Consider the following 18,259-nt stretch of genomic DNA (forward strand, 5'->3'; position numbering starts at 1 on the left):
CGTCGGTCCGGAAACCGTTCCCGCTAGATCTTGAACTTCAGCACCTCGTCCTTGAATTTGAGCCCATGCCCCGGCCGCTCCGGCGCGGTGATCATGCCATTGGCAATCTCCGGCGGATCGACCCAGAGGTCGTCGATCAGGGCCATGTTCTCGCACCAGATGCCGTTCGGGATAGACGCCAGCAAGTGCACATTGAGTTCGGGGAACAGATGCGGCGCGATGGTGATGCCGAAGGTGTCCGCGAGCGCCGCGATCTTGCGCAGGTCGGTCATGCCGCCGCGCATCGGGTCGGGCTGCAGGATCGGCAGGCACGGATTGAGGAAGAACGGCCGCAGATCGTAGCGCGTGAAATGCGTCTCGCCGCCGACGACGCGCATGTCGAGCGCCGCCGCGATGCGCTGATAGCCGGCGAAATCATCGGCCGGCACCGGCTCCTCCAGCCAGTAGATATCGTATTTCTCGAACTTGCGTCCCATCTCGATGGCGACATCGGCGCTCCAGCCCATGTTGACATCGATCATGATGTCGATGTCGAGCCCGAGCGCCTCGCGCATGCGGCGCACATTGTCGAGGTCCTGCGCAGGCGTGTGAACATGCGCGACCTGCATCTTGATCGCCTTGTAGCCCTGCTTGACGAAATGCAGCGCTTTCTCGATCATCCCGTCGCCGCCGGCGCCGCGGAAGCAGCCCGAACCATAGATCGGGATTTCCGAGCGATAGTGCCCCCACAGCCGGTGCAGTGGCAGGCCGGCGCGTTTCCCCACCGCATCCCACAGCGCGATGTCGAGCGCCGACATCGCCATCGCGGCGATGCCGCCGCGGCCATAGGTCATCGTCGCCGTCCACAGATCGCGCCAGATCGCCTCGATCGCGGTGGCATCCTTGTCGATCACGCGCGGGATGATGCACTCGTCGAGACAGGCCGCGATCGACTGCATCGCCGGGCGGAACACGAACAGATAGCCCATGCCGGTGATGCCGCCGGACGTCTCGACGTCGCAGATCAGGATGTCGCGCGTCGCGCCCAGCGCTGCGCCCTTCAGCCAGCGATCGTCGGCCCAGGGCAGCCGCAGCATTGTGACGCGGATGTCGCGGATGGTCATGTCCGGATTGGTTGAGGTCATCGGGCGTTTCCTTCCTTCCAGGCCGGATCATGTGGCCTGATCTCGGTCAGGGAAACTCAATCACAGAGCACTGCCGCCAATCCAGCGCGCTTCGTCATGCCTCCATTGCGCCAGGACCTTACGCCAAGACGCGATTGCCTTCAGGCGTTTTTGGGAAGCTCGAACACCATGCAGGTCGTGGTGGCGTGCGCGATCAGCTTGCCGTTCTGATCGGTGATGCGGCCTTCGGCGGTCGCGGCGCGCCGGCCGGCATTGAGCACCCGGCCCTCGGTGCGGATCTTGCCGGTGTCCTGGCTCATGCCGCGGACGAAGGAGATCTTGAACTCCAGCGTGGTGTAGCCCGAACCCTTCGGCAATGTTGTCTGCACCGCGAGCGCCATTGCGGAATCGAGCAGAATCGCCACATAGCCGCCATGCACCGAGCCGATCGGGTTGTAGTGGCGCAGCCCGGGGATGCTGTGGATCACCACATGACCCGGCTCGGCGGTGCAGTCGAACGGCTCGACGTTCTCCATGATCGGCGGCTCCGGCAGGGTGCGGGCGAAGATGCCGCGCACGAAGTCGAGCCCCGGCATCGACGCCATCAGCTCGATCGAGGTCACGCCATATGCGGGCTTTGGGGTGGCGCTATCGGTCATGTCGGGCAATCCTGCTGCTCGATGATCGTCATCATATGACGAGTAGCTTGGCAGAGACCGCTCACGCAAGGTGTGACAAAAGATCATGCCCGGACCAGGTGGTCCGGGCATCCAACTTTCTTTAAGGGATGGATTGCCGGGTCAAGCCCGGCAATGACGATCGAACTCTAGGCAGCGCTCTTCTTCTTCCGCATCAAATCGGCAAACCGCTGGAACAGATAGTGCGAGTCGCGCGGGCCGGGCGAGGCCTCGGGGTGGTACTGCACCGAGAACACCGGCTTGCCCTCGAGCGCGATGCCGCAATTGGAGCCGTCGAACAGCGAGATATGGGTCTGGGTCGCGCCTTTGGGCAGCGTCGCCTGGTCCACCGCGAAGCCGTGGTTCATCGAGGTGATCTCGACCTTGCCGGTGGTCTCGTCCTTGACCGGATGGTTGGCGCCGTGATGGCCCTGGTGCATCTTCATGGTCTTGGCGCCGACGGCGAGGCCGAGCATCTGATGGCCGAGGCAGATGCCGAAGGTCGGCGTCCCCGAAGCGATCACCTTCTGGATGACCGGCACGGCATATTTGCCGGTCGCGGCGGGATCGCCGGGGCCGTTCGACAGGAACACGCCGTCCGGCTTCATCGCCAGGATATCCTCGGCCGCCGTCGTCGCCGGCACCACGGTCACCTTGGCGCCGACACCGGCGAGCAGGCGCAGGATGTTGCGCTTGATGCCGTAGTCGATCGCAACCACGTTGAACTCCGGCGCGGTCTGCTGGCCAAAACCCTTGCCCCACTCCCAGGGGGTCTCATCCCAGGTGAAGCGCTGGCCGGAGGTGACCATCGGCACCAGGTCCATGCCCTCGAGGCCCGGCCATTCGCGGGCCTCTTCCTTCAGGCCGTGCAGGTCGAACTCGCCGTTCCTGGCGTGCGCGATCACGGCGTTGGGCATGCCCTTGGAGCGGATCAGCGCGGTCAGCGCCCTCGTGTCGATGCCGGAGAGGCCGATGATGCCGCGCGCCTTCAACCACTGATCGAGATGCTTGGTGGCGCGGTAGTTCGAGGGATCCGTGATCGCCGAGCGCAGGATCACGCCGCGCGCGCCGGGTGTCGCGGCCATGTTCACCGTCTCGATGTCTTCCTCATTGGTGCCGACATTGCCGATATGCGGGAAGGTGAAGGTGATGATCTGCCCGGCATAGGACGGATCGGTGAGGATCTCCTCATAGCCGGTCATCGCGGTGTTGAAGCAGACCTCGCCGACGGCGTGGCCTTCCGCGCCGAGACCGAAGCCTTCCAGCACGGTACCATCGGCGAGCACAAGGAGCGCGGTCGGTTTGTGGTCCGGCCAGGCGGGAGCGTTTTCGGGGGTTGTCATGAGCCCTTTAAATAGTCGCCGCACCCTGCGGCGTCAAAGCGAAAGGGCACGGATTCACACGGCAATACCCGCCGATTTGACAGGCCTGAACGGCCTTTTAATCTAAAGTTCCTTGAAGCGGCCGTTTGCTTGCCGAAAATGACCCGGTCCGGAGCTCCCGCATGGACAATACGATGCCGATCCTGCTCGTCCCGGGCCTCATCTGCTCACCGCGGATCTTTGCCCCGGTCATCCCGGCGCTGTGGCGGTGCGGGCCGGTCACGGTCGCCAACCATGTCAGGGACGACAATATGGGCGCGATCGCCCGCCGGATCCTGGCCGAGGCACCGCCGCGCTTTGCGCTCGCCGGGCATTCGATGGGCGGCTACATCGCCTTCGAGATCATGCGCCAGGCGCCCGAGCGGGTGGCGAAACTGGCGCTGATGAGCACCCAGGCGAGGGCTGACACGCCGGAAGCAACCGCACGCCGCCGCGGCATGATCGAGCGTGCCAAAACCGGTCAGTACCGGAGCGTGGTCGACGAGCTGTTTCCGGGCCTCGTGCATCCGTCGCGGCAGGGCGATGCAAACCTGCGCCGAATCGTCGAGGACATGAGCGAGGATGTCGGCGCGGAAGCCTTCATCCGCCAGCAGAACGCGGTGCTCAGCCGGCCGGATTCGCGGCCGAGCATGGCCTGGATCAAGTGCCCGACCCTGGTGCTGACGTCGGATACCGACAACACCGTTCCGAACTTATTGTCGGACGAGATGGCCAATGGCATTCCCGGGGCAAAGCTCGTGGTGCTCGCCAATTGCGGTCACCTGCCGCAGCTGGAACAGCCGCAGGCCTGCGCGGACGCGCTGGTTGAGTGGTTGCGGAACTAGGTTGTCCAGTCGCTGCAAACTGCCTACATGAGGGGATTGCCAGTTTAAGGACACCAGGATGCTGCGCGACGATATCAACACTGCGGTCAAGGAAGCGATGAAGGCTAAGGATGAGCGCAAGCTCTCCACGCTGCGCATGGTCAATTCGACCATCAAGAACGCGGACATCGACGCGCGCGGGCAGGGCAAGCCGCCACTGTCCGATGCCGACCTTCTGAGCGTCCTGCAGAAGATGATCAAGCAGCGCCAGGAATCGGTCGAGCTCTACGACAAGGGCGGCCGCGCCGAGCTCGCCGCCCAGGAGCGCGAGGAGATCGCCGTGATCTCCGCCTACCTGCCGAAGCAGATGTCCGATGACGACGTGAAGGCCGCGATCGCGGCTGTTATCGCCGAGACCAATGCGGCCGGCATCAAGGACATGGGCAAGGTGATCGGGGCGCTGAAGGCGAAATACGCCGGCCAGATGGATTTCGGCAAGGCCAGCGGCCTGGTGAAGGCGGCGCTCGCGGGATAGCGGCGGAGGCTTCCGATGTTTCGTGTCGCGGCGGACAGCCTGGAAGCCTACCTCGCCTTTGATCCCGGCCGCACCGCGGATCTCGAACAACTGCATGCGGTGATGCGAAAGGCCGCGCCTTCGCTCAAGCGGCACTTTCATGCGGGCACGCCGGCCGGTGAGGCCGGCATGCGCATGAACATGATCGGCTACGGTCAGTTTCGCTATGCGATCAAGTCCGGCAAGACGGCTGTCTGGCCGGTGATCGGGGTGGCGCTGCAGAAGAACTACATCAGCGTCTATGTCGCCGTGACCCGCGGCGGCAAGCCGCTGGTGTCCTGCTACGCCGGCAAGCTCGGCGAATTACGGGCGGGTGGCAACAATTTCAGTTTCGAGGCGTTTGTTGATCTGAAGGCGGCTGCCGTTGCGGCGCTGTTCGCCGAGGCCGCCGAGATCTTCAAGGCGGATCAGGAGAACCCGGTCCGCTACATGCAGGGAAGCTGAGATCGGCTTGCCGCAAAGGGGCACCAAGGCCCGGTGAAGGCGGCGCCCTCGAGGTGAGGTTCTGGAAAAACTGGAGACAGGCCATGGCCGATCAGCAAGCTCCTTCCGGTCCGGATCTGACAGAAGGCGTGGCACTCGCCGAATTCCCGGGCAAGATGTTGCTCGGCCATGTCGGCGACGACGACGTGCTGCTGGTGCGTTCGGGGGCGGATATCTTCGCCATCGACGCGCATTGCAGCCATTATCATGGCCCGCTCGCCGACGGCCTAGTGGAGGGCGAGACCGTGCATTGCCCCTGGCATCACGCCTGTTTCGACATTCGCACCGGTGAAGCGACCGCGGCGCCCGCCTTCAACGCGCTCGCGGTCTGGAAGGTCGAGCGCGACGGCGATCGCATCATCGTGCGCGAGAAGCGCGAGCAGCCGAAGCCCCGCCTCAAGGGCCCGGTCGATGCGCCCGGCAGGATCGTGATCGTCGGCGGAGGCGCGGCGGGCTTTGCCGCCGCCGAGATGCTGCGACGGCAGGACTATCGCGGCAGCATCGTCATGCTGAGCGGCGAGGCTACGCCGCCGGTGGATCGGCCGAACCTGTCGAAGGATTTTCTCGCCGGCAGCGCGCCGGAAGACTGGCTGCCGCTGAAGCCGGACAATTTCTATGCCGACGCGGCGATCGATCTCAGGCTCAGGACCGAGGTCCAGTCGATCGACGCCGGCCGCCGCAACGTCGTGCTCGCCGGCGGCGAAACAATTCCCTATGACCGGCTGCTGCTGGCGACCGGCGCGGAGCCGGTGCGGCTGCCGATCCCGGGCGCGGACCAGCCCCACGTTCATGTGTTGCGCACCCTCGACGATTGCCGGGCGATCATCGCTTCGGCCAGCGGAGCGCGCCGCGCGGTTGTGATCGGCGCAAGCTTCATCGGGCTCGAGGTTGCGGCCTCGTTGCGCGCGCGGGATATCGAAGTTCACGTGGTCGGGCTGGAACAGCGGCCGCTGGAGCGCGTGCTCGGGCCTGAGATGGGCGATTTCGTCCGCGCGCTGCACGAGGAGCATGGCGTCGTCTTCCACCTCGGCGACACCGTGACCGCGATCGACGGCAAGCGCGCGCGCCTGAAGAGCGGGCCGGTGCTCGATGCCGACCTCGTCGTGCTCGGTGTCGGCGTGAAGCCGCGGCTGGCGCTGGCGGAGGGAGCCGGGCTCGCGATCGATCGCGGCGTGACAGTGGACGCCTGTCTCGAGACCAGCGTCCCCGGCATCTACGCGGCCGGCGATATCGCGCGCTGGCCCGATCCGCACAGCGGCGAGAACATCCGGGTCGAGCACTGGGTGGTGGCTGAGCGCCAGGGCCAGACCGCCGCGCGGAATATGCTTGGGCAGCGCGAGGTGTTCGATGCGGTGCCGTTCTTCTGGAGCCAGCATTACGACGTGCCGATCAACTATGTCGGCCACGCCGAGCAGTGGGACGAGATCGCGGTGAACGGCAGCATCGCCGGCAGGGATTGCATGCTCCGCTACAAGCGCGGCGGGCGCGTGCTCGCGGTCGCGTCGATCTATCGCGACCGCGAAAGCCTTGAGGCCGAGATCACAATGGAGCGGGCGGCAGCCTGACCGCTTTCCCCGCAAGGAGGGGTTTGTGGTCCGACGGCGATGGTCTACTCTGTAGCCATGCTTCAGGAAGCCAAAACCTACGACGAGCTCTATCGCAACTTCCGCTGGGATGTCCCCGCGCGCTTCAACATGGCGACCGCCTGCTGCGACCGCCATGCCGACGGTACGGGCCGGCTTGCGCTGATCTATGTTGACGAGGATGGCGGCACCACGCGCACCTCGTTCGATGAGGTCGCGGACGCCTCGCGCCGCTTCGCCAATGTCCTGAACGCCGACGGCCTGGTGCGCGGCGACCGCGTCGCGGTGTTCCTGTCGCAATCGCTCGAATTGCCGGTCGCGCATCTTGCGGCGTTCCGCGCGGCGCTGATCTCGATCCCGCTGTTTGCGCTGTTCGGCGAGGATGCGCTCGAATTCCGCCTGTCGAACTCGGCGGCGAAGGCCGTCATCACCGATGAGGCCGGCTGGGAGAAGATCGCAAAGATCCGCGATCGCCTGCCCGAGCTGAAGAGCGTCTACATCGTCGGCGATAAGACGCCGGCCGGTACGAAGTCATTCTGGAACGCGATCAAGTCGGCATCACCGGAATTTGCCACCGTCGACACCTCGGCCGACGATCCCGCATTGATCATCTACACGTCCGGCACCACGGGCAATCCGAAGGGCGCGCTGCATGCGCACCGCGTCGTGCTCGGCCATCTGCCCAATGTCGAGATGTGCCACAACTTCCTGCCCAAGCCCGGCGACCTGATGTGGACGCCGGCCGACTGGGCGTGGATCGGCGGCCTGATCAACGGCCTGTTCGCGTTCTGGTACCATGGCATTCCGATGGTCGGTCACCGCGCCCGCAAGTTCGAGCCGCAGGCCGCGATGCAGATGATGGCCGAGCTCGGCATCCGCAACGTGTTCCTGCCGCCGACCGCGCTGAAGCTGATGCGGCAGGCCAATGTGAAAAATTCCGGCGTCAGGCTGCGCAGCATCTTCACCGGCGGCGAGTCGCTCGGCGGCGAGCTTCTGGGCTGGGTGCGCGAGACCTTCGGCATCGATGCCCATGAGGTGTTCGGGCAGACCGAATGCAATCTCGTGATCGGCAGCAACTCCAACCTGTTTCCGATCCGGCCGGGCTCGATGGGCCGCGCCACGCCGGGCTTCGACGTCCGCATCGTCAACGACAGGGGCGAGGAGCTGCCGCGGGGACAGCGCGGCATCATCGGTGTGCGCCAGCCTTGCCCCTGCACCATGATCGAGTACTGGCGCAATCCGGAAGCGACAGCGAAGAAGTATGCCGGCGAATTCCTGCTGACCGGCGATCTCGGCGTGCAGGATGAGGACGGCTATTTCTGGTACGTCAGCCGCGAGGACGACGTCATCACCACGGCCGGCTATCGCGTCGGCCCGTCCGAGATCGAGCACACGCTGATGAAGCATCCGGCGGTCGCGATGTCGGCGGTGGTCGGCATTCCCGATCCGATCCGCACCGAATCGATCAAGGCCTGGATTGTGCTGCGGCCCGGCCATGCGCCGAGCGATGCGCTGGCGCGCGAGATCCAGGAATTCGTCAAGGTCCAGCTCGCCGCCCACGAATATCCGCGCTTCGTGCAGTTCGCCGACAGCCTGCCGATGACGGCGACGGGCAAGGTGCTGCGGCGGGAGTTGCGGGCGCTGGGGTAGGCCGCGACACAATATTGATCGGCGTCAATGCAGTTCTCGCCGTCGCCTGCATCGATGCCCGCTCAATCATTTGCGGCAAGGCTGATGTCGATATCTGGCAAGCTCGATCCGGTGGTGCGCAAGATCCGCGTGGCTGACATCGCGGAGGCGCTCGGGCAGGGGCTGCGCGATTTCCAGGCCGTGCCGCTCTACGGACTGATGTTCGGTGCGATCTACATGATTGGAGGCAACGCGATCCTGCTGTGCCTGACCGCGCTCGGCATGGTCTATCTGGCCTATCCGCTCGCGGCGGGGTTTGCGCTGATCGGCCCGTTCGTTGCGATCGGTCTGTACGAGATCAGCAGGCGCCGCGAAACGGGCGAGCCGATTTCGCTCAGCGTGATCTGGTCGAAGCTGCGCTCGCGTGGCGAAATCGGCTGGATGGCGTTCGTCACGCTGTTTGTGTTCGTGATCTGGATGTATCAGGTGAGGCTGTTGCTCGCGCTCCTGCTCGGGCTCAACGTTTCCTTTTCCAGCTTCCGCGAATTCCTGACGGTGGTGCTCACCACCAATGAGGGCCTGTTGTTCCTTGTCATCGGCAATGCCGACGGGGCGGCGCTGTCGCTGATCCTGTTCTCGCTGACCGTAATATCGTTCCCGCTGCTGCTGGATCGCGAAGTCGATTTCGTGACCGCGATGATCACGAGCGTGCGTGCGGTCGTGACGAGCCCGCTGCCCATGATTGGGTGGGCGGCGGTGATCGTCGTGCTGCTGATCGTCTCGGCGATTCCGTATTTCCTGGGCCTGCTCGTGACGATTCCGGTGCTCGGGCACACCACATGGCATCTCTACCGCCGCGTCGTCGTTCCCATAGGTTCCTTTGCCGACCCGATCCTGCGGCGGGAGTGAGTTACGACGGCATCGGAACCCCCAGTTCCTTCAGCGCGGCCAGCATGCGCTGCGGCGGCTGCATCGGGATCACCATGGCCTTGCCGGTCTCCACGAGGCTCTTCAGGCTGGAGAGGATCGCCGGCCAGCCGGTGCGGCCGCCGGACAGGATGTCGTCGCTGATCGGGCGGTCATGCGATTGCAGCAAGGTCAGCTTCACGCCGTCGCCGGCTGGCTCGATCTCGTAGGTGACGAGCGTCGGCCCGAGTTTTTCGACGAGCAGCGGCCAGTTGACGTTGAAGGTGACGGTCAGCCGCTTCAGCGGATCGCACTCGATCACCTCGCCGGAGATATGCAGCGCGCCGTCGGGCGTGCGCACGATGTAGGCGCCGCCGACCCGAAGATCGACCTCGACCGCGTTGCCGGAGAAATATTGCCGGCTCAACTCGGCCTGGGTCAATGCCTGCCATACCTTCTCGGGTGTGGCTGCGATGTAGATCGCATAGACGATCGCCGGCTTGAATTTCCCGATGTTCATGTCTGTACGCACCCGTCGATAGATTTTCATCGTCATTCGAAGCCGTCGATCCCGAGCGCGGCAGGCGGGATTGTGACCGCCTTGCCGGTCTCGAGCAGGCTCTTGAGCGCGGACAGGATCGCCGGCCAGCCCCTGGAAATGCCGTCGAGCAGCTTGCTGCCGGCGCCGAAGCCCTCATGGGTCACGGTCAGCTTTACGATCTTGCCATGGGGTTCGAGCGTGAAGACCACTTTGGTCGCCGGCTCCTTGCGCATGTCCTCGTCGAGCACGTGCTTGAAGGTGTAGGCGAGACGCCGCGGCGGATCGGCCTCGAGGATCTCGCCGGTGTCGGTGGTCTTGCCGTCCATCACCAGCGCCAGCGGCGAGCCGACCTTCCAGTCCGATTTCAGCTCGGTGTCGAACCGGTACTGCCGCGTGAATCTGCTGTTGGTCAGCGCGTCCCACAATCTGTCCGGCGTGGTTTCGATATAGGTGACGTAGACGAATTCGGGCTTAGGCATGGTAGGCCTCCTTGGCGCCGCTCGTGAGCAGGTCGGCCGGCAATTCGCGTCCGGTCTCCAGGAAGCTCTTCAGGCTTGCAATCACCATCGGCCAGCCGCCTGAGATGTCGCGCAGCGTCTTCGGACCGAGATTGTCGTGCGTCACGGTCAGCTTGACCACGCTGCCGTGCGGCTCGATGTCGAAGGTCACGCGCGAGGCCTGTTCGCGTGCGGCGCCCTCCTTCACCACGTCCCAGCTATAGGCGAGCTTGTTCGGCGGATCGGCGATCAGCACCTCGCCCTGCACGGCGCGGCGGCTATCCTTGGTTAGATGGTAGAGCGAGCCGACTTTCCAGTCCGAGCTGACCCGATAGCCGAACCAGAACTGTTCGGTGAAGTCGCTCGATGTCAGCGCGTGCCACAGCTTCTCGGCGGTGGTCTCGATATAGGTGACGTAGACGTAATCCGGCTTACTCATCACGCTTCTCCAATTGCCGTTTCAATTCGCTGAGCGCGGCGAGCTTCCCGCGCTCGAACTTCCTGATCCACCGCTCGCCGATCTGATGGATCGGAACCGGGTTGAGGTAGTGCAGCTTCTCGCGGCCATGCCTGATCGTGGTGACGAGGTTGGCCTCCTCGAGAATCACAAGGTGCTTGGTGACGGCCTGACGCGTCATGTCGAGGCCGTCGCAGAGCTCGCCGAGCGTCTGCCCGTTCTGATCGTGAAGTCGGTCAAGCAGCGTCCGCCGTGAGGCATCCGCGAGGGCTTTGAAGACTTCGTCCATGGGTCAGATAATAGGCAACCAAATGGTTGCATGTCAAGAGCGTGTGTTTGGGCGTTGGTATCGCCGTGCTAGCGTTCCGCGCAGCCAACGCAGATTGGCGTGGAACTCGGGGTGATGCGCATGGGTGGTCGCGTTACGGCAGTTTGCTGCACGTCTCTTCTTGTCCTGCTCGCGAATGCTGCGAGCGCCCAGCAGAAGATCGGCGACCCGCCCGAAGCCTCCAACATGCGGCTGGTTGGAACCAGCGACCTGCAGGCACGCGGCGCCTATCAGCCGACCATCCATCGCCAGGGCGACAGATGGATCGCCTATATCGGCCATCACGGCGGCACCGACGACGTTCCCGATCCAATCAATCCGATGACCGGCAAGGCCGAGCCGAACGGCACCTCGATCGTCGACGTCACCGATCCTGCGCATCCGAAATATCTGCGGCACATTCCGGGACAGGAAGGCAAATACGAATCCGGCGGCGCGCAGATGGTGCGGATCTGCGACGGCAAGGATCTGCCGAAGGGTGATCGCAGCGCGGTCTACATGCTGCGCACCTTCGGCAGCGAGGCGCATGAGATCTGGAACGTCGCCGATCCCGCCAATCCCGTGCTCGTCACCCGGATCGGAGGGCTCAAGGACACGCACAAGAATTTCTGGGAATGCGAGACAGGCATCGCGTTCCTGGTGTCGGGCGCGCCGGACTGGCGCACGCGGCGCATGACGCAAATCTATGATCTCTCCGATCCCGCGCAGCCAAAGAAGATCAGGGATTTCGGCCTGCCCGGGCAGGAGCCGGGTGCGACCGGCGCGGTGCCGACCGAACTGCACGGGCCGATCTCGACCGGGCCGCAGGGCAATCGCGTCTATTTCGGCTACGGCACCGACAAGGGCGGCTTCCTGCAGATCGTCGATCGCGAGAAGCTGTTGAACGGGCCGAAGCAGCCGACGCCGGACAATCTGAAATTCCCGGAGATCGCGCGGATGCCGCTGTCCGCGCTGAACGGCGCGCACACGGTGTTTCCGATGCCGGACATGCCGATCGCGGAATTCGCCCATGACAAGGACGGCAAGAGCCGCGACATCGTGATGATCGTCGATGAGGCGATCCAGAACGAGTGCGGCGAGGCGCGGCAGATGGTGTGGTTCGCCGACGTCACCACGGAAGCGCGGCCGATGATGATCTCGAGCTACACCGTGCCCGAGGCCTCCGGCGCATTCTGCGAGCGCGGCGGCCGGTTCGGTTCGCATTCTTCGAACGAGAGCATGGCGCCGGTCTATTACAAGAAGCTGGCCTTCATCGCCTTCTTCAACGCGGGCGTCCGCGCGCTCGATATCCGCGATCCTTATCACCCCAGGGAAGTCGGGTACTTCATTCCCGCCATCACCGCGGCGACCGACAAGCGCTGCGTCACGATCGACGGCAAGGACCGCTGCAAGGTCGCAATCCAGACCAACAATGTCGAGACCGACGAGCGCGGCTACATTTACGCGGTCGACCGCGCCAACACCGGCCTGCACACCCTCGAACTGACCGGCGCGGCGCGGGCCGTCGCCGGTCTGCCGTGAGCGGGCGATGATACGCTCGTGGCCGGTCATCGCGGCGATGTTCCTGGCGCTCGGCGGCCTCTCGGCCGTGGCCGGCTACGAGATGGCGCCGCCGCACCCCGCGCAATGGCGCGAGATCGCCTGGCCGTTTCCGCGTGACGGCTGGCCCGCTGGCCGCGCCTTTCGGTGCGGCGCGGCCGAGTGCGGCGCCGAGGTCGAGGTCTATCTCCGGCCGAAGCTCGGCTTCTGCAACTGCGACAGCGGCGTCGCCGATGACGACGAGGTCGATCGCGTTTCCGATGTCGACATGATCAGCCCGCTCTTTGTGCCGCTGAAGGCCGGCGATGTCGTCGATGTCGCCGATATGCCCGGACGGATCAGGGCGTATGATATCGAGATGCCCACGGGAAAGCGCATCGCGATCGGCATCGCGGCCTCGCATCGCTGCGATCTCATGGCGGTGGCGGCGCAGGGCGGGGGAGATACGGCGCGCGTACAGGGCGCGACGTTAAAGTTTCTGGAGGGGCGAGAGATCAGAGCGTGGATGATTGGGGCCATGGAGGGGCGTTGAGTTAGAACTGGCTCTTCACCTCTCCCCGCCTGCGGGGAGAGGTCGGATCGCGCTTGCGATCCGGGTTAAGGGGGTACAGGTCTAACGACTCGCACCGCCTGGCGGAGAGAGCCCCTCACCCCGACCCTCTCCCCGCAAGAGCGAGGCGAGGGAGCAGACCGCTTCCATGTTCGGCTCTTGCATGCATAATGACGCAAGCAACAAACGGGCCCCCAATGTCCCTGCAAGCCTATTTCGCCTTCGTCGCCGCCTGCATCGCGCTGGCGCTGTTGCCCGGTCCGATCGTCACGATGGTGATCGCCAACGGGCTGCGCTACGGCACGCGCGCCGCGCTCACCAATGTGCTGGGCGCGCAGGTCGGGCTCGCGATCGTGATCGGCATCGTCGCGGTCGGGCTGACCTCGCTGATGGCGACGATGGGCTACTGGTTCGACTGGGTGCGCTTTGCCGGCGCCGCCTATCTGGTCTGGCTCGGCATCAAGCTGATCCGTTCGCCGGTCGAGGGCGTCGGCACCGACGATCGGCCGCCGCCGCCACGCGGCGGCTTCTTCCTGCAGGGCTTTCTGGTGCTGCTCTCGAACCCGAAGGTCTTGGTGTTCTTCGGCGCCTTCATCCCGCAGTTCATGGACATGGACAAGCCGCACATTCCGCAGGTGGCGCTGCTCGGCGTCACCTTCATGGCGACCGCCGTGCTGACCGACGCCGCCTACGCCCTGGCGGCCGGCCGCGCCCGAAAGTTTTTCTCCAAGGAGCGGACGCGGCTGATGTCGCGGATATCCGGCGGCTTCATGATCGGCGGCGGCATCTGGCTGGCGCTCACCCGCGCGCGCTGAGCCCGCGCGCTACGCCACAATTCGCTCGACCACGTCGCGCACCAGGCCCGTCAGCAGATCGAGCTTGTATCCCGTCATCGTCAGCGGCTTGGCGCCCGCTGTTGCCGGTTCGGCGGCTTGCGCCGCACTGGCTGCGTTGGCCGGCTTTCCCTGCAGCGCCGCAGCGCTTGCCGCAAGACGCACCGGGACCGGGGCGATGCCGCCGGCGGTGATGTGGACCTCGCGGAATACGCCGCCTTCTATCACGGCCCGCACGCAGACCTCGACCAGCGGCCATTCCGCATGCGTCCGGCTGATCGCGCGCTTGTAGAGCGCGCGCTCGCCGGCCAGCGGGGCAGGGAGCTCGATCCGCTCGATCCGTTCGCCCGATGCGAGCAGATTGTCGGCCGTGCCGTCGCTGCCGTCGCCGAGCAGATCGATGATCGACAGTCCGCTGCGCCGGTCGGTGACGATCTTCGCGTCATAGGCCAGCAGCGCCATCGCCATGGTCGAGGGATGCGGCGCCACGCAGGGGCCGAGATCGAACGCGACGTGATAGAGATGGTTGCCCGCTCGCGCCGGACAGTCGGAGCCGCCCTTCTTGAGACAGGCGATCTGCGGATTGCGGAAATACCAACAGCGTGAACGCTGCGCGAGGTTGCCGCCAAGCGTCGCCATGTGCCGGATCTGCGGCGTAGCAAGGCCCTGCGCGGCAGCAGTGATGCCGGGATAGGCCTGCGCGAGCCGCGCGTCGGATGCGATCGCCGCGATCGCGGTGAGGGCGCCGATGCGTGCCGCGCCGTCCGCGCCCCATGCGATACCGATCGTATCGGGACTGGCGGTGAGATCGATGATCGATCCGCACGACAGGCCGCTGCGACGACGCTCCGACAGATCGGTGCCGGCGGCACGGAATTCGGGCGCGGACAGTGCCTCTGCGATTGCGCCACTCATGCGGCATCCCTCCCTTTCAGCGCGGCGACGATGCGGTCGGGCCGGATCGGAATCTCGGTGAGGCGGACGCCGATCGCGTCGTGGATCGCGTTCGCGACCGCGGCCGAGGTCGGCACCGTCGATGCCTCGCCGATGCCGACGCTGTTGCCGAGCACATGGTCGAAGCCGGCTTCGTCGAAATGCACATCGATCTCGGGCGTGTCGGCAATCCCCGGGATGCGATAATCCTCCATCCCCGCGGTGAGCACGTCACCGCTGGTCGGATCGAGCTCGCGCGCTTCGTAGAGCGCGTAGCCGAGGCCCTGGATCACCGCACCGCAGGCCTGGCTGCGCGCCAGTGCGGGCGCTGCGATCTTGCCGACCGCGATGCCGGTATGCACGTTGAGCACGCGGACATGGCCGAGCCAGGTGTCGACCTCCACCTCGATCACCTGCACCGAGCTCGGCACACCGGCGCCGACCGCGATGTTCGAGAAGCGGCGCATCATCCAACCGAACACCATGCCCATCAGGCCGACTTCGCGCAGCGGCGACCGGATGCCGGGCGCGGTGTTCTTGCCGTCCTCGCCGCGCGTCTCCGTCACGGCGATGTCGGGCGAGCGCGCGATCAGCTCGCGCCAGGGCGCGTTCGAGCCGGGCACGGGCTTTCGTGTCGCCTGCTTGAGGATCGCGGCCTTCAGTTTCCGCACCGCCTGCAGCGTCGGCGGCATCACCGAGGCGGTGACGCGGCTGCCGCCGGAGCCCGGCCCTTCGGGCAGCGATGAATCGCCGATCCGCACGTCGATGTCAGCCGGTTCGAGATCGAACTCGCGCGCGATCGTGTCGGCAAGCACGCTGCGGGTGCCGGTACCGATGTCCTGCGTCGCGGTACTGGCGACGATCCGGCCGCCCTTGACCGCGACCTCGACCTTCACGTTGGGTTGCCAGAGATAGAGCCAGTAGCCGGTCGCCATGCCGATGCCGCGGCGATAGCGCCCGTTCTGCGCGGGCTTCCGGTTGCGCCAGATCTCGAGCCCGGATGCCCAGTCGTAGAGTCGCTGGCGGTTGGGATCGGGATCCCAGCGCTTGCGCAAGGCAATCGGATCGACCTTGAGCCGCAGCGCGGCCTCATCGATCGCCTGCTCCACCGCGAACGCCATCGGCGGACCGCCGGGGCCGCGGAAGGCCGCGCCGGGCGGCAAATTGCTGATGACGTCGAAATCCGAAAGGTCCTTCGCCTCGGCCGGATAGATCAGCCGCGCCAGGCCCGCGATCGTCGAATTGGTCGCGGCCCCCGTATCGGCATGCGCGGTGACGGAGAGCGCTTTCAGGCCGCCCCTGTCGGAGGGCAGCAGCGCGACCTTCAGTTCCGCGGCCGGCCGATAGCCGGCGACGGAGAGCTCTTCCTGCCGATCGTAGGCAACTCTCACAGGCGCCTTCGCCTCGCGCGCGAGCTCGATCGCGGCGATGGTCTCGGTGCCGAGGCTCGCCTTCGAGCCGAAGCCGCCGCCGACATGATCGGCGATGACGCGGACCTTGTCGTGATCGAGCTTGTAGCGCTTTGCGATCTGCTCCTTCAGATGAAACACCTGCTGGGTCGAGGCGTGCAGGGTCAGGCGGTCGCCGTCGAAGCGCGCCACCGCGGCATGCGGCTCGAGGCATGCATGCTGCTGCGTGGCAGTGCGGAAGGTCGCTTCGACGAGCAGGCGGTTGTTGGCCTGGCGCGCCTCCTCGACCCAGTTGCGGGCCTTCTTGGCGCGCGTCGAGAACACCGCGGTCGGCCCGCGGATGTTCTGCTTCCATGGCGCCGGCCCGCCGGCCGCCTCCGAGACGTTGCCGGCCCGCTTGCGGCTCGCTTTGTCGAACACCACAGGCGCGCCGTCCTTGCGCCCGGCGTCGAGCCCGACCACAGCGGGCAGCCGTTCGCTGGTCAGCTTGATCGCAGCGAGCGCGGCCAGCGCGGTCTTGCGGTCCCGCGCTGCGACCGCCGCAATCGGCTCGCCGACATAGCGCACGATGCGATCGTCGCCGATCAGCGATACCGCGGCGACGCCGGCGATCGCGCGCGCCGGAGCCAGATCGAGCGCGGTGATGCGGGCATGCGCCTCGCGCGAGCGCAGGATCAGGCCTTCGAGCTGGCCGTCATGATTGATGTCGACGGTGTACTTTGCCGCGCCCGTCACCTTGTCGCGCGCCTCGATGCGGGGCGCCGTGACATTGTCGCCGTCGAAACGGCCGGCGCAGGCATCCGCCACCGCACGGAAGATCCCGTCATAGGCGCCGCAACGGCAGAGATGGCCCGACAGCGCCGCGCCGATCTCCTCGCGTGACGGCACAGCCGTTCCCTTGGTCGCGCGCCAGCGGTCGCAGAACGCGGTCGCCTCCACGATGAAGCCCGGCGTGCAGAAGCCGCACTGCAGGGCATCATGCGCCATGAACGCCTTCTGCACCGGATGCAGCCCGGCGGCGCCGATGGCCTCCACCGTCGTCACCGCTTTGCCGGCCGCGGCGTGCGCCGGCATCAGGCAGCTTGCCACCGGCGCGCCATCGACCAGCACCGTGCAGGCGCCGCAGACACCGGCGCCGCAGACGAGCTTGGTGCCGGTGAGTTTGAGCTGGTCGCGCACGATGTCGATCAAGAGCGAATCGGGATCATCGGGCAGCGATTCAACGCGGCCGTTGATGGTCGTCGTGCTCATGGACATCCTCCTGTCTTGCGGCGTGTCGGCTTTGCCCTGATCGCCGCCTTCCTGACGGGCGGCTTCCCGGATTTCGGCAAAGATCTTGGCAAGGATTTCGGCACCGCGCCCGCGCAGAGCGTTCGTACCATCATGGCCATGTCCTTCAGGAACGCATCCGCCGGCTGCATCGCCGGATACTGCGACTTCGATGCGTACACCGACATTTCGACCAGCCGAGCGAATTCGGCCGGCGAGAGCTCCTGCGGCAGCGCAAGCTGACGCTTGCGCACGGTCCGCGAGATGGTGGCCACCATGCGCTCCGCATAGCGTGCGGCATAGGTCTGGTAGAGGTCGCGCGCGTGCACGAGATGCTCCGAATACAATTCCTCGAGATGCGGCGAGCCGTCCAGCGACGCGATCATGGTCGACATCCGCGCGGTCATGCCTGCGGCAAGGATGTCGCCGAGACTGCCGCCCGCCGTCTCTGTCTCGGCAACGGCAACCTCCTCGGCCCCGATCGCGGACTCGTGCACGCGCTCGATCACGGCGCGGAACAGCGCTTCCTTGGATTCGAAATGATGATAGAGCGCCTGCCGCGTCAGGCCGGCCGCTTCGGCGACCTGCTCGATCGAGGAGCGGCGAAAGCCGTGCCGGCGGAAAACCAGCATGGTGGCGTCGAGAATGCGGGTTTTCGGTCCCATTTGACGATTTTGACAAATATAGGAGAACTGTCAAATCGCGATTTGGTGAGGGCGGCGCGGCCGCCTGGCGGCCGTCCCGCGCCTGTGTGAGCCGCATC

The 18,259-nt window shown here is 65.7% G+C and carries 19 protein-coding genes; 9 read left to right on the plus strand and 10 right to left on the minus strand.

Annotated elements, in window-relative coordinates:
- Positions 1-23 precede the first annotated feature (23 nt).
- From AAFG13_RS33545 to carA, 3 genes are all read right to left on the minus strand, one after another.
- Positions 24-1,124: a mandelate racemase/muconate lactonizing enzyme family protein gene (locus tag AAFG13_RS33545; RefSeq protein ID WP_342709428.1), complete on the minus strand. Its 1,101-nt coding sequence runs from the start codon at positions 1,122-1,124 to the stop codon at positions 24-26.
- 140 nt (positions 1,125-1,264) lie between these two features.
- Positions 1,265-1,762, minus strand: coding sequence for a PaaI family thioesterase (locus AAFG13_RS33550; protein WP_212313353.1), 498 nt, complete (start codon positions 1,760-1,762; stop codon positions 1,265-1,267).
- A gap of 167 nt (positions 1,763-1,929) precedes the next feature.
- Positions 1,930-3,123, minus strand: a complete 1,194-nt coding sequence (gene carA / locus AAFG13_RS33555; protein WP_212313351.1) for a glutamine-hydrolyzing carbamoyl-phosphate synthase small subunit — start codon at positions 3,121-3,123, stop codon at positions 1,930-1,932.
- 161 nt (positions 3,124-3,284) lie between these two features.
- Here carA and AAFG13_RS33560 point away from each other — a divergent pair, with 161 nt between their 5' ends.
- The 6 genes from AAFG13_RS33560 (at position 3,285) to AAFG13_RS33585 (ending at position 9,143) form a co-directional block, all read left to right on the plus strand.
- The gene (locus tag AAFG13_RS33560; RefSeq protein WP_342709429.1) at positions 3,285-3,986 is read left to right on the plus strand and encodes an alpha/beta hydrolase; all 702 of its coding nucleotides are present in this window, start codon (positions 3,285-3,287) and stop codon (positions 3,984-3,986) included.
- A gap of 58 nt (positions 3,987-4,044) precedes the next feature.
- On the plus strand, positions 4,045-4,500 hold the full coding sequence (locus AAFG13_RS33565; RefSeq protein WP_092124143.1) for a GatB/YqeY domain-containing protein: 456 nt from the start codon (positions 4,045-4,047) through the stop codon (positions 4,498-4,500).
- Between the two features lie 15 nt (positions 4,501-4,515).
- Positions 4,516-4,983, plus strand: coding sequence for a hypothetical protein (locus AAFG13_RS33570; protein WP_212313347.1), 468 nt, complete (start codon positions 4,516-4,518; stop codon positions 4,981-4,983).
- A gap of 83 nt (positions 4,984-5,066) precedes the next feature.
- Entirely contained in the window at positions 5,067-6,587 is a 1,521-nt protein-coding gene (locus AAFG13_RS33575; protein ID WP_342709430.1) for an FAD-dependent oxidoreductase, read from the plus strand.
- Positions 6,588-6,644: 57 nt separating this feature from the next.
- Complete coding sequence (locus AAFG13_RS33580) at positions 6,645-8,255, plus strand: acyl-CoA synthetase (protein ID WP_342713445.1); 1,611 nt, start codon at positions 6,645-6,647, stop codon at positions 8,253-8,255.
- Between the two features lie 84 nt (positions 8,256-8,339).
- Positions 8,340-9,143, plus strand: a complete 804-nt coding sequence (locus AAFG13_RS33585; RefSeq protein WP_212313337.1) for a DUF2189 domain-containing protein — start codon at positions 8,340-8,342, stop codon at positions 9,141-9,143.
- 1 nt (position 9,144) lies between these two features.
- Here the strand turns inward: AAFG13_RS33585 and AAFG13_RS33590 are convergent, their stop codons facing one another.
- Genes AAFG13_RS33590 through AAFG13_RS33605 form a run of 4 tightly spaced genes read right to left on the minus strand, consistent with a single transcriptional unit; the run spans position 9,145 to position 10,924 of the window.
- On the minus strand, positions 9,145-9,660 hold the full coding sequence (locus AAFG13_RS33590) for an SRPBCC family protein (RefSeq protein WP_212313335.1): 516 nt from the start codon (positions 9,658-9,660) through the stop codon (positions 9,145-9,147).
- Positions 9,661-9,692: 32 nt separating this feature from the next.
- A complete protein-coding gene (locus AAFG13_RS33595; RefSeq protein WP_342709431.1) occupies positions 9,693-10,160 on the minus strand; it encodes an SRPBCC family protein in 468 nt (155 codons plus the stop codon).
- On the minus strand, positions 10,153-10,617 hold the full coding sequence (locus AAFG13_RS33600; protein ID WP_342709432.1) for an SRPBCC family protein: 465 nt from the start codon (positions 10,615-10,617) through the stop codon (positions 10,153-10,155). The genes AAFG13_RS33595 and AAFG13_RS33600 overlap by 8 nt, the downstream gene beginning before the upstream one ends.
- A complete protein-coding gene (locus tag AAFG13_RS33605) occupies positions 10,610-10,924 on the minus strand; it encodes a metalloregulator ArsR/SmtB family transcription factor (RefSeq protein ID WP_028333124.1) in 315 nt (104 codons plus the stop codon). Before AAFG13_RS33605 ends, AAFG13_RS33600 begins: the two co-directional genes overlap by 8 nt.
- Before the next feature lie 120 nt (positions 10,925-11,044).
- On the opposite strand from AAFG13_RS33605, the gene AAFG13_RS33610 reads away from it, so the two are divergent.
- The 3 genes from AAFG13_RS33610 (at position 11,045) to AAFG13_RS33620 (ending at position 13,867) form a co-directional block, all read left to right on the plus strand.
- Positions 11,045-12,484: a hypothetical protein gene (locus tag AAFG13_RS33610; protein WP_342709433.1), complete on the plus strand. Its 1,440-nt coding sequence runs from the start codon at positions 11,045-11,047 to the stop codon at positions 12,482-12,484.
- 7 nt (positions 12,485-12,491) lie between these two features.
- Positions 12,492-13,034 (plus strand): hypothetical protein, encoded by a 543-nt coding sequence (locus AAFG13_RS33615; protein ID WP_342709434.1) that lies wholly within the window; start codon positions 12,492-12,494, stop codon positions 13,032-13,034.
- Positions 13,035-13,249: 215 nt separating this feature from the next.
- Positions 13,250-13,867, plus strand: coding sequence for a LysE family translocator (locus tag AAFG13_RS33620; protein ID WP_092126760.1), 618 nt, complete (start codon positions 13,250-13,252; stop codon positions 13,865-13,867).
- A 9-nt stretch (positions 13,868-13,876) separates the two neighbouring features.
- Here the strand turns inward: AAFG13_RS33620 and AAFG13_RS33625 are convergent, their stop codons facing one another.
- Genes AAFG13_RS33625 through AAFG13_RS33635 form a run of 3 tightly spaced genes read right to left on the minus strand, consistent with a single transcriptional unit; the run spans position 13,877 to position 18,161 of the window.
- Entirely contained in the window at positions 13,877-14,800 is a 924-nt protein-coding gene (locus AAFG13_RS33625) for an FAD binding domain-containing protein (RefSeq protein ID WP_342709435.1), read from the minus strand.
- Positions 14,797-17,478 (minus strand): molybdopterin-dependent oxidoreductase, encoded by a 2,682-nt coding sequence (locus AAFG13_RS33630; protein ID WP_342709436.1) that lies wholly within the window; start codon positions 17,476-17,478, stop codon positions 14,797-14,799. Before AAFG13_RS33630 ends, AAFG13_RS33625 begins: the two co-directional genes overlap by 4 nt.
- Positions 17,475-18,161, minus strand: a complete 687-nt coding sequence (locus tag AAFG13_RS33635) for a helix-turn-helix domain-containing protein (protein WP_342709437.1) — start codon at positions 18,159-18,161, stop codon at positions 17,475-17,477. The genes AAFG13_RS33630 and AAFG13_RS33635 overlap by 4 nt, the downstream gene beginning before the upstream one ends.
- Positions 18,162-18,259: the final 98 nt, after the last annotated feature.

Origin of the sequence: Bradyrhizobium sp. B124, from assembly GCF_038967635.1 — a bacterium.
GTDB lineage: Bacteria > Pseudomonadota > Alphaproteobacteria > Rhizobiales > Xanthobacteraceae > Bradyrhizobium.

Coding starts and splice junctions, on each gene's coding strand:
- AAFG13_RS33545 (WP_342709428.1), bottom strand. CDS start 1,124: ATGACCTCAACCAATCCGGACATGACCATCCGCGACATCCGCGTCACA.
- AAFG13_RS33550 (WP_212313353.1), bottom strand. CDS start 1,762: ATGACCGATAGCGCCACCCCAAAGCCCGCATATGGCGTGACCTCGATC.
- carA (WP_212313351.1), bottom strand. CDS start 3,123: ATGACAACCCCCGAAAACGCTCCCGCCTGGCCGGACCACAAACCGACC.
- AAFG13_RS33560 (WP_342709429.1), top strand. CDS start 3,285: ATGGACAATACGATGCCGATCCTGCTCGTCCCGGGCCTCATCTGCTCA.
- AAFG13_RS33565 (WP_092124143.1), top strand. CDS start 4,045: ATGCTGCGCGACGATATCAACACTGCGGTCAAGGAAGCGATGAAGGCT.
- AAFG13_RS33570 (WP_212313347.1), top strand. CDS start 4,516: ATGTTTCGTGTCGCGGCGGACAGCCTGGAAGCCTACCTCGCCTTTGAT.
- AAFG13_RS33575 (WP_342709430.1), top strand. CDS start 5,067: ATGGCCGATCAGCAAGCTCCTTCCGGTCCGGATCTGACAGAAGGCGTG.
- AAFG13_RS33580 (WP_342713445.1), top strand. CDS start 6,645: ATGCTTCAGGAAGCCAAAACCTACGACGAGCTCTATCGCAACTTCCGC.
- AAFG13_RS33585 (WP_212313337.1), top strand. CDS start 8,340: ATGTCGATATCTGGCAAGCTCGATCCGGTGGTGCGCAAGATCCGCGTG.
- AAFG13_RS33590 (WP_212313335.1), bottom strand. CDS start 9,660: ATGAACATCGGGAAATTCAAGCCGGCGATCGTCTATGCGATCTACATC.
- AAFG13_RS33595 (WP_342709431.1), bottom strand. CDS start 10,160: ATGCCTAAGCCCGAATTCGTCTACGTCACCTATATCGAAACCACGCCG.
- AAFG13_RS33600 (WP_342709432.1), bottom strand. CDS start 10,617: ATGAGTAAGCCGGATTACGTCTACGTCACCTATATCGAGACCACCGCC.
- AAFG13_RS33605 (WP_028333124.1), bottom strand. CDS start 10,924: ATGGACGAAGTCTTCAAAGCCCTCGCGGATGCCTCACGGCGGACGCTG.
- AAFG13_RS33610 (WP_342709433.1), top strand. CDS start 11,045: ATGGGTGGTCGCGTTACGGCAGTTTGCTGCACGTCTCTTCTTGTCCTG.
- AAFG13_RS33615 (WP_342709434.1), top strand. CDS start 12,492: ATGATACGCTCGTGGCCGGTCATCGCGGCGATGTTCCTGGCGCTCGGC.
- AAFG13_RS33620 (WP_092126760.1), top strand. CDS start 13,250: ATGTCCCTGCAAGCCTATTTCGCCTTCGTCGCCGCCTGCATCGCGCTG.
- AAFG13_RS33625 (WP_342709435.1), bottom strand. CDS start 14,800: ATGAGTGGCGCAATCGCAGAGGCACTGTCCGCGCCCGAATTCCGTGCC.
- AAFG13_RS33630 (WP_342709436.1), bottom strand. CDS start 17,478: ATGAGCACGACGACCATCAACGGCCGCGTTGAATCGCTGCCCGATGAT.
- AAFG13_RS33635 (WP_342709437.1), bottom strand. CDS start 18,161: ATGGGACCGAAAACCCGCATTCTCGACGCCACCATGCTGGTTTTCCGC.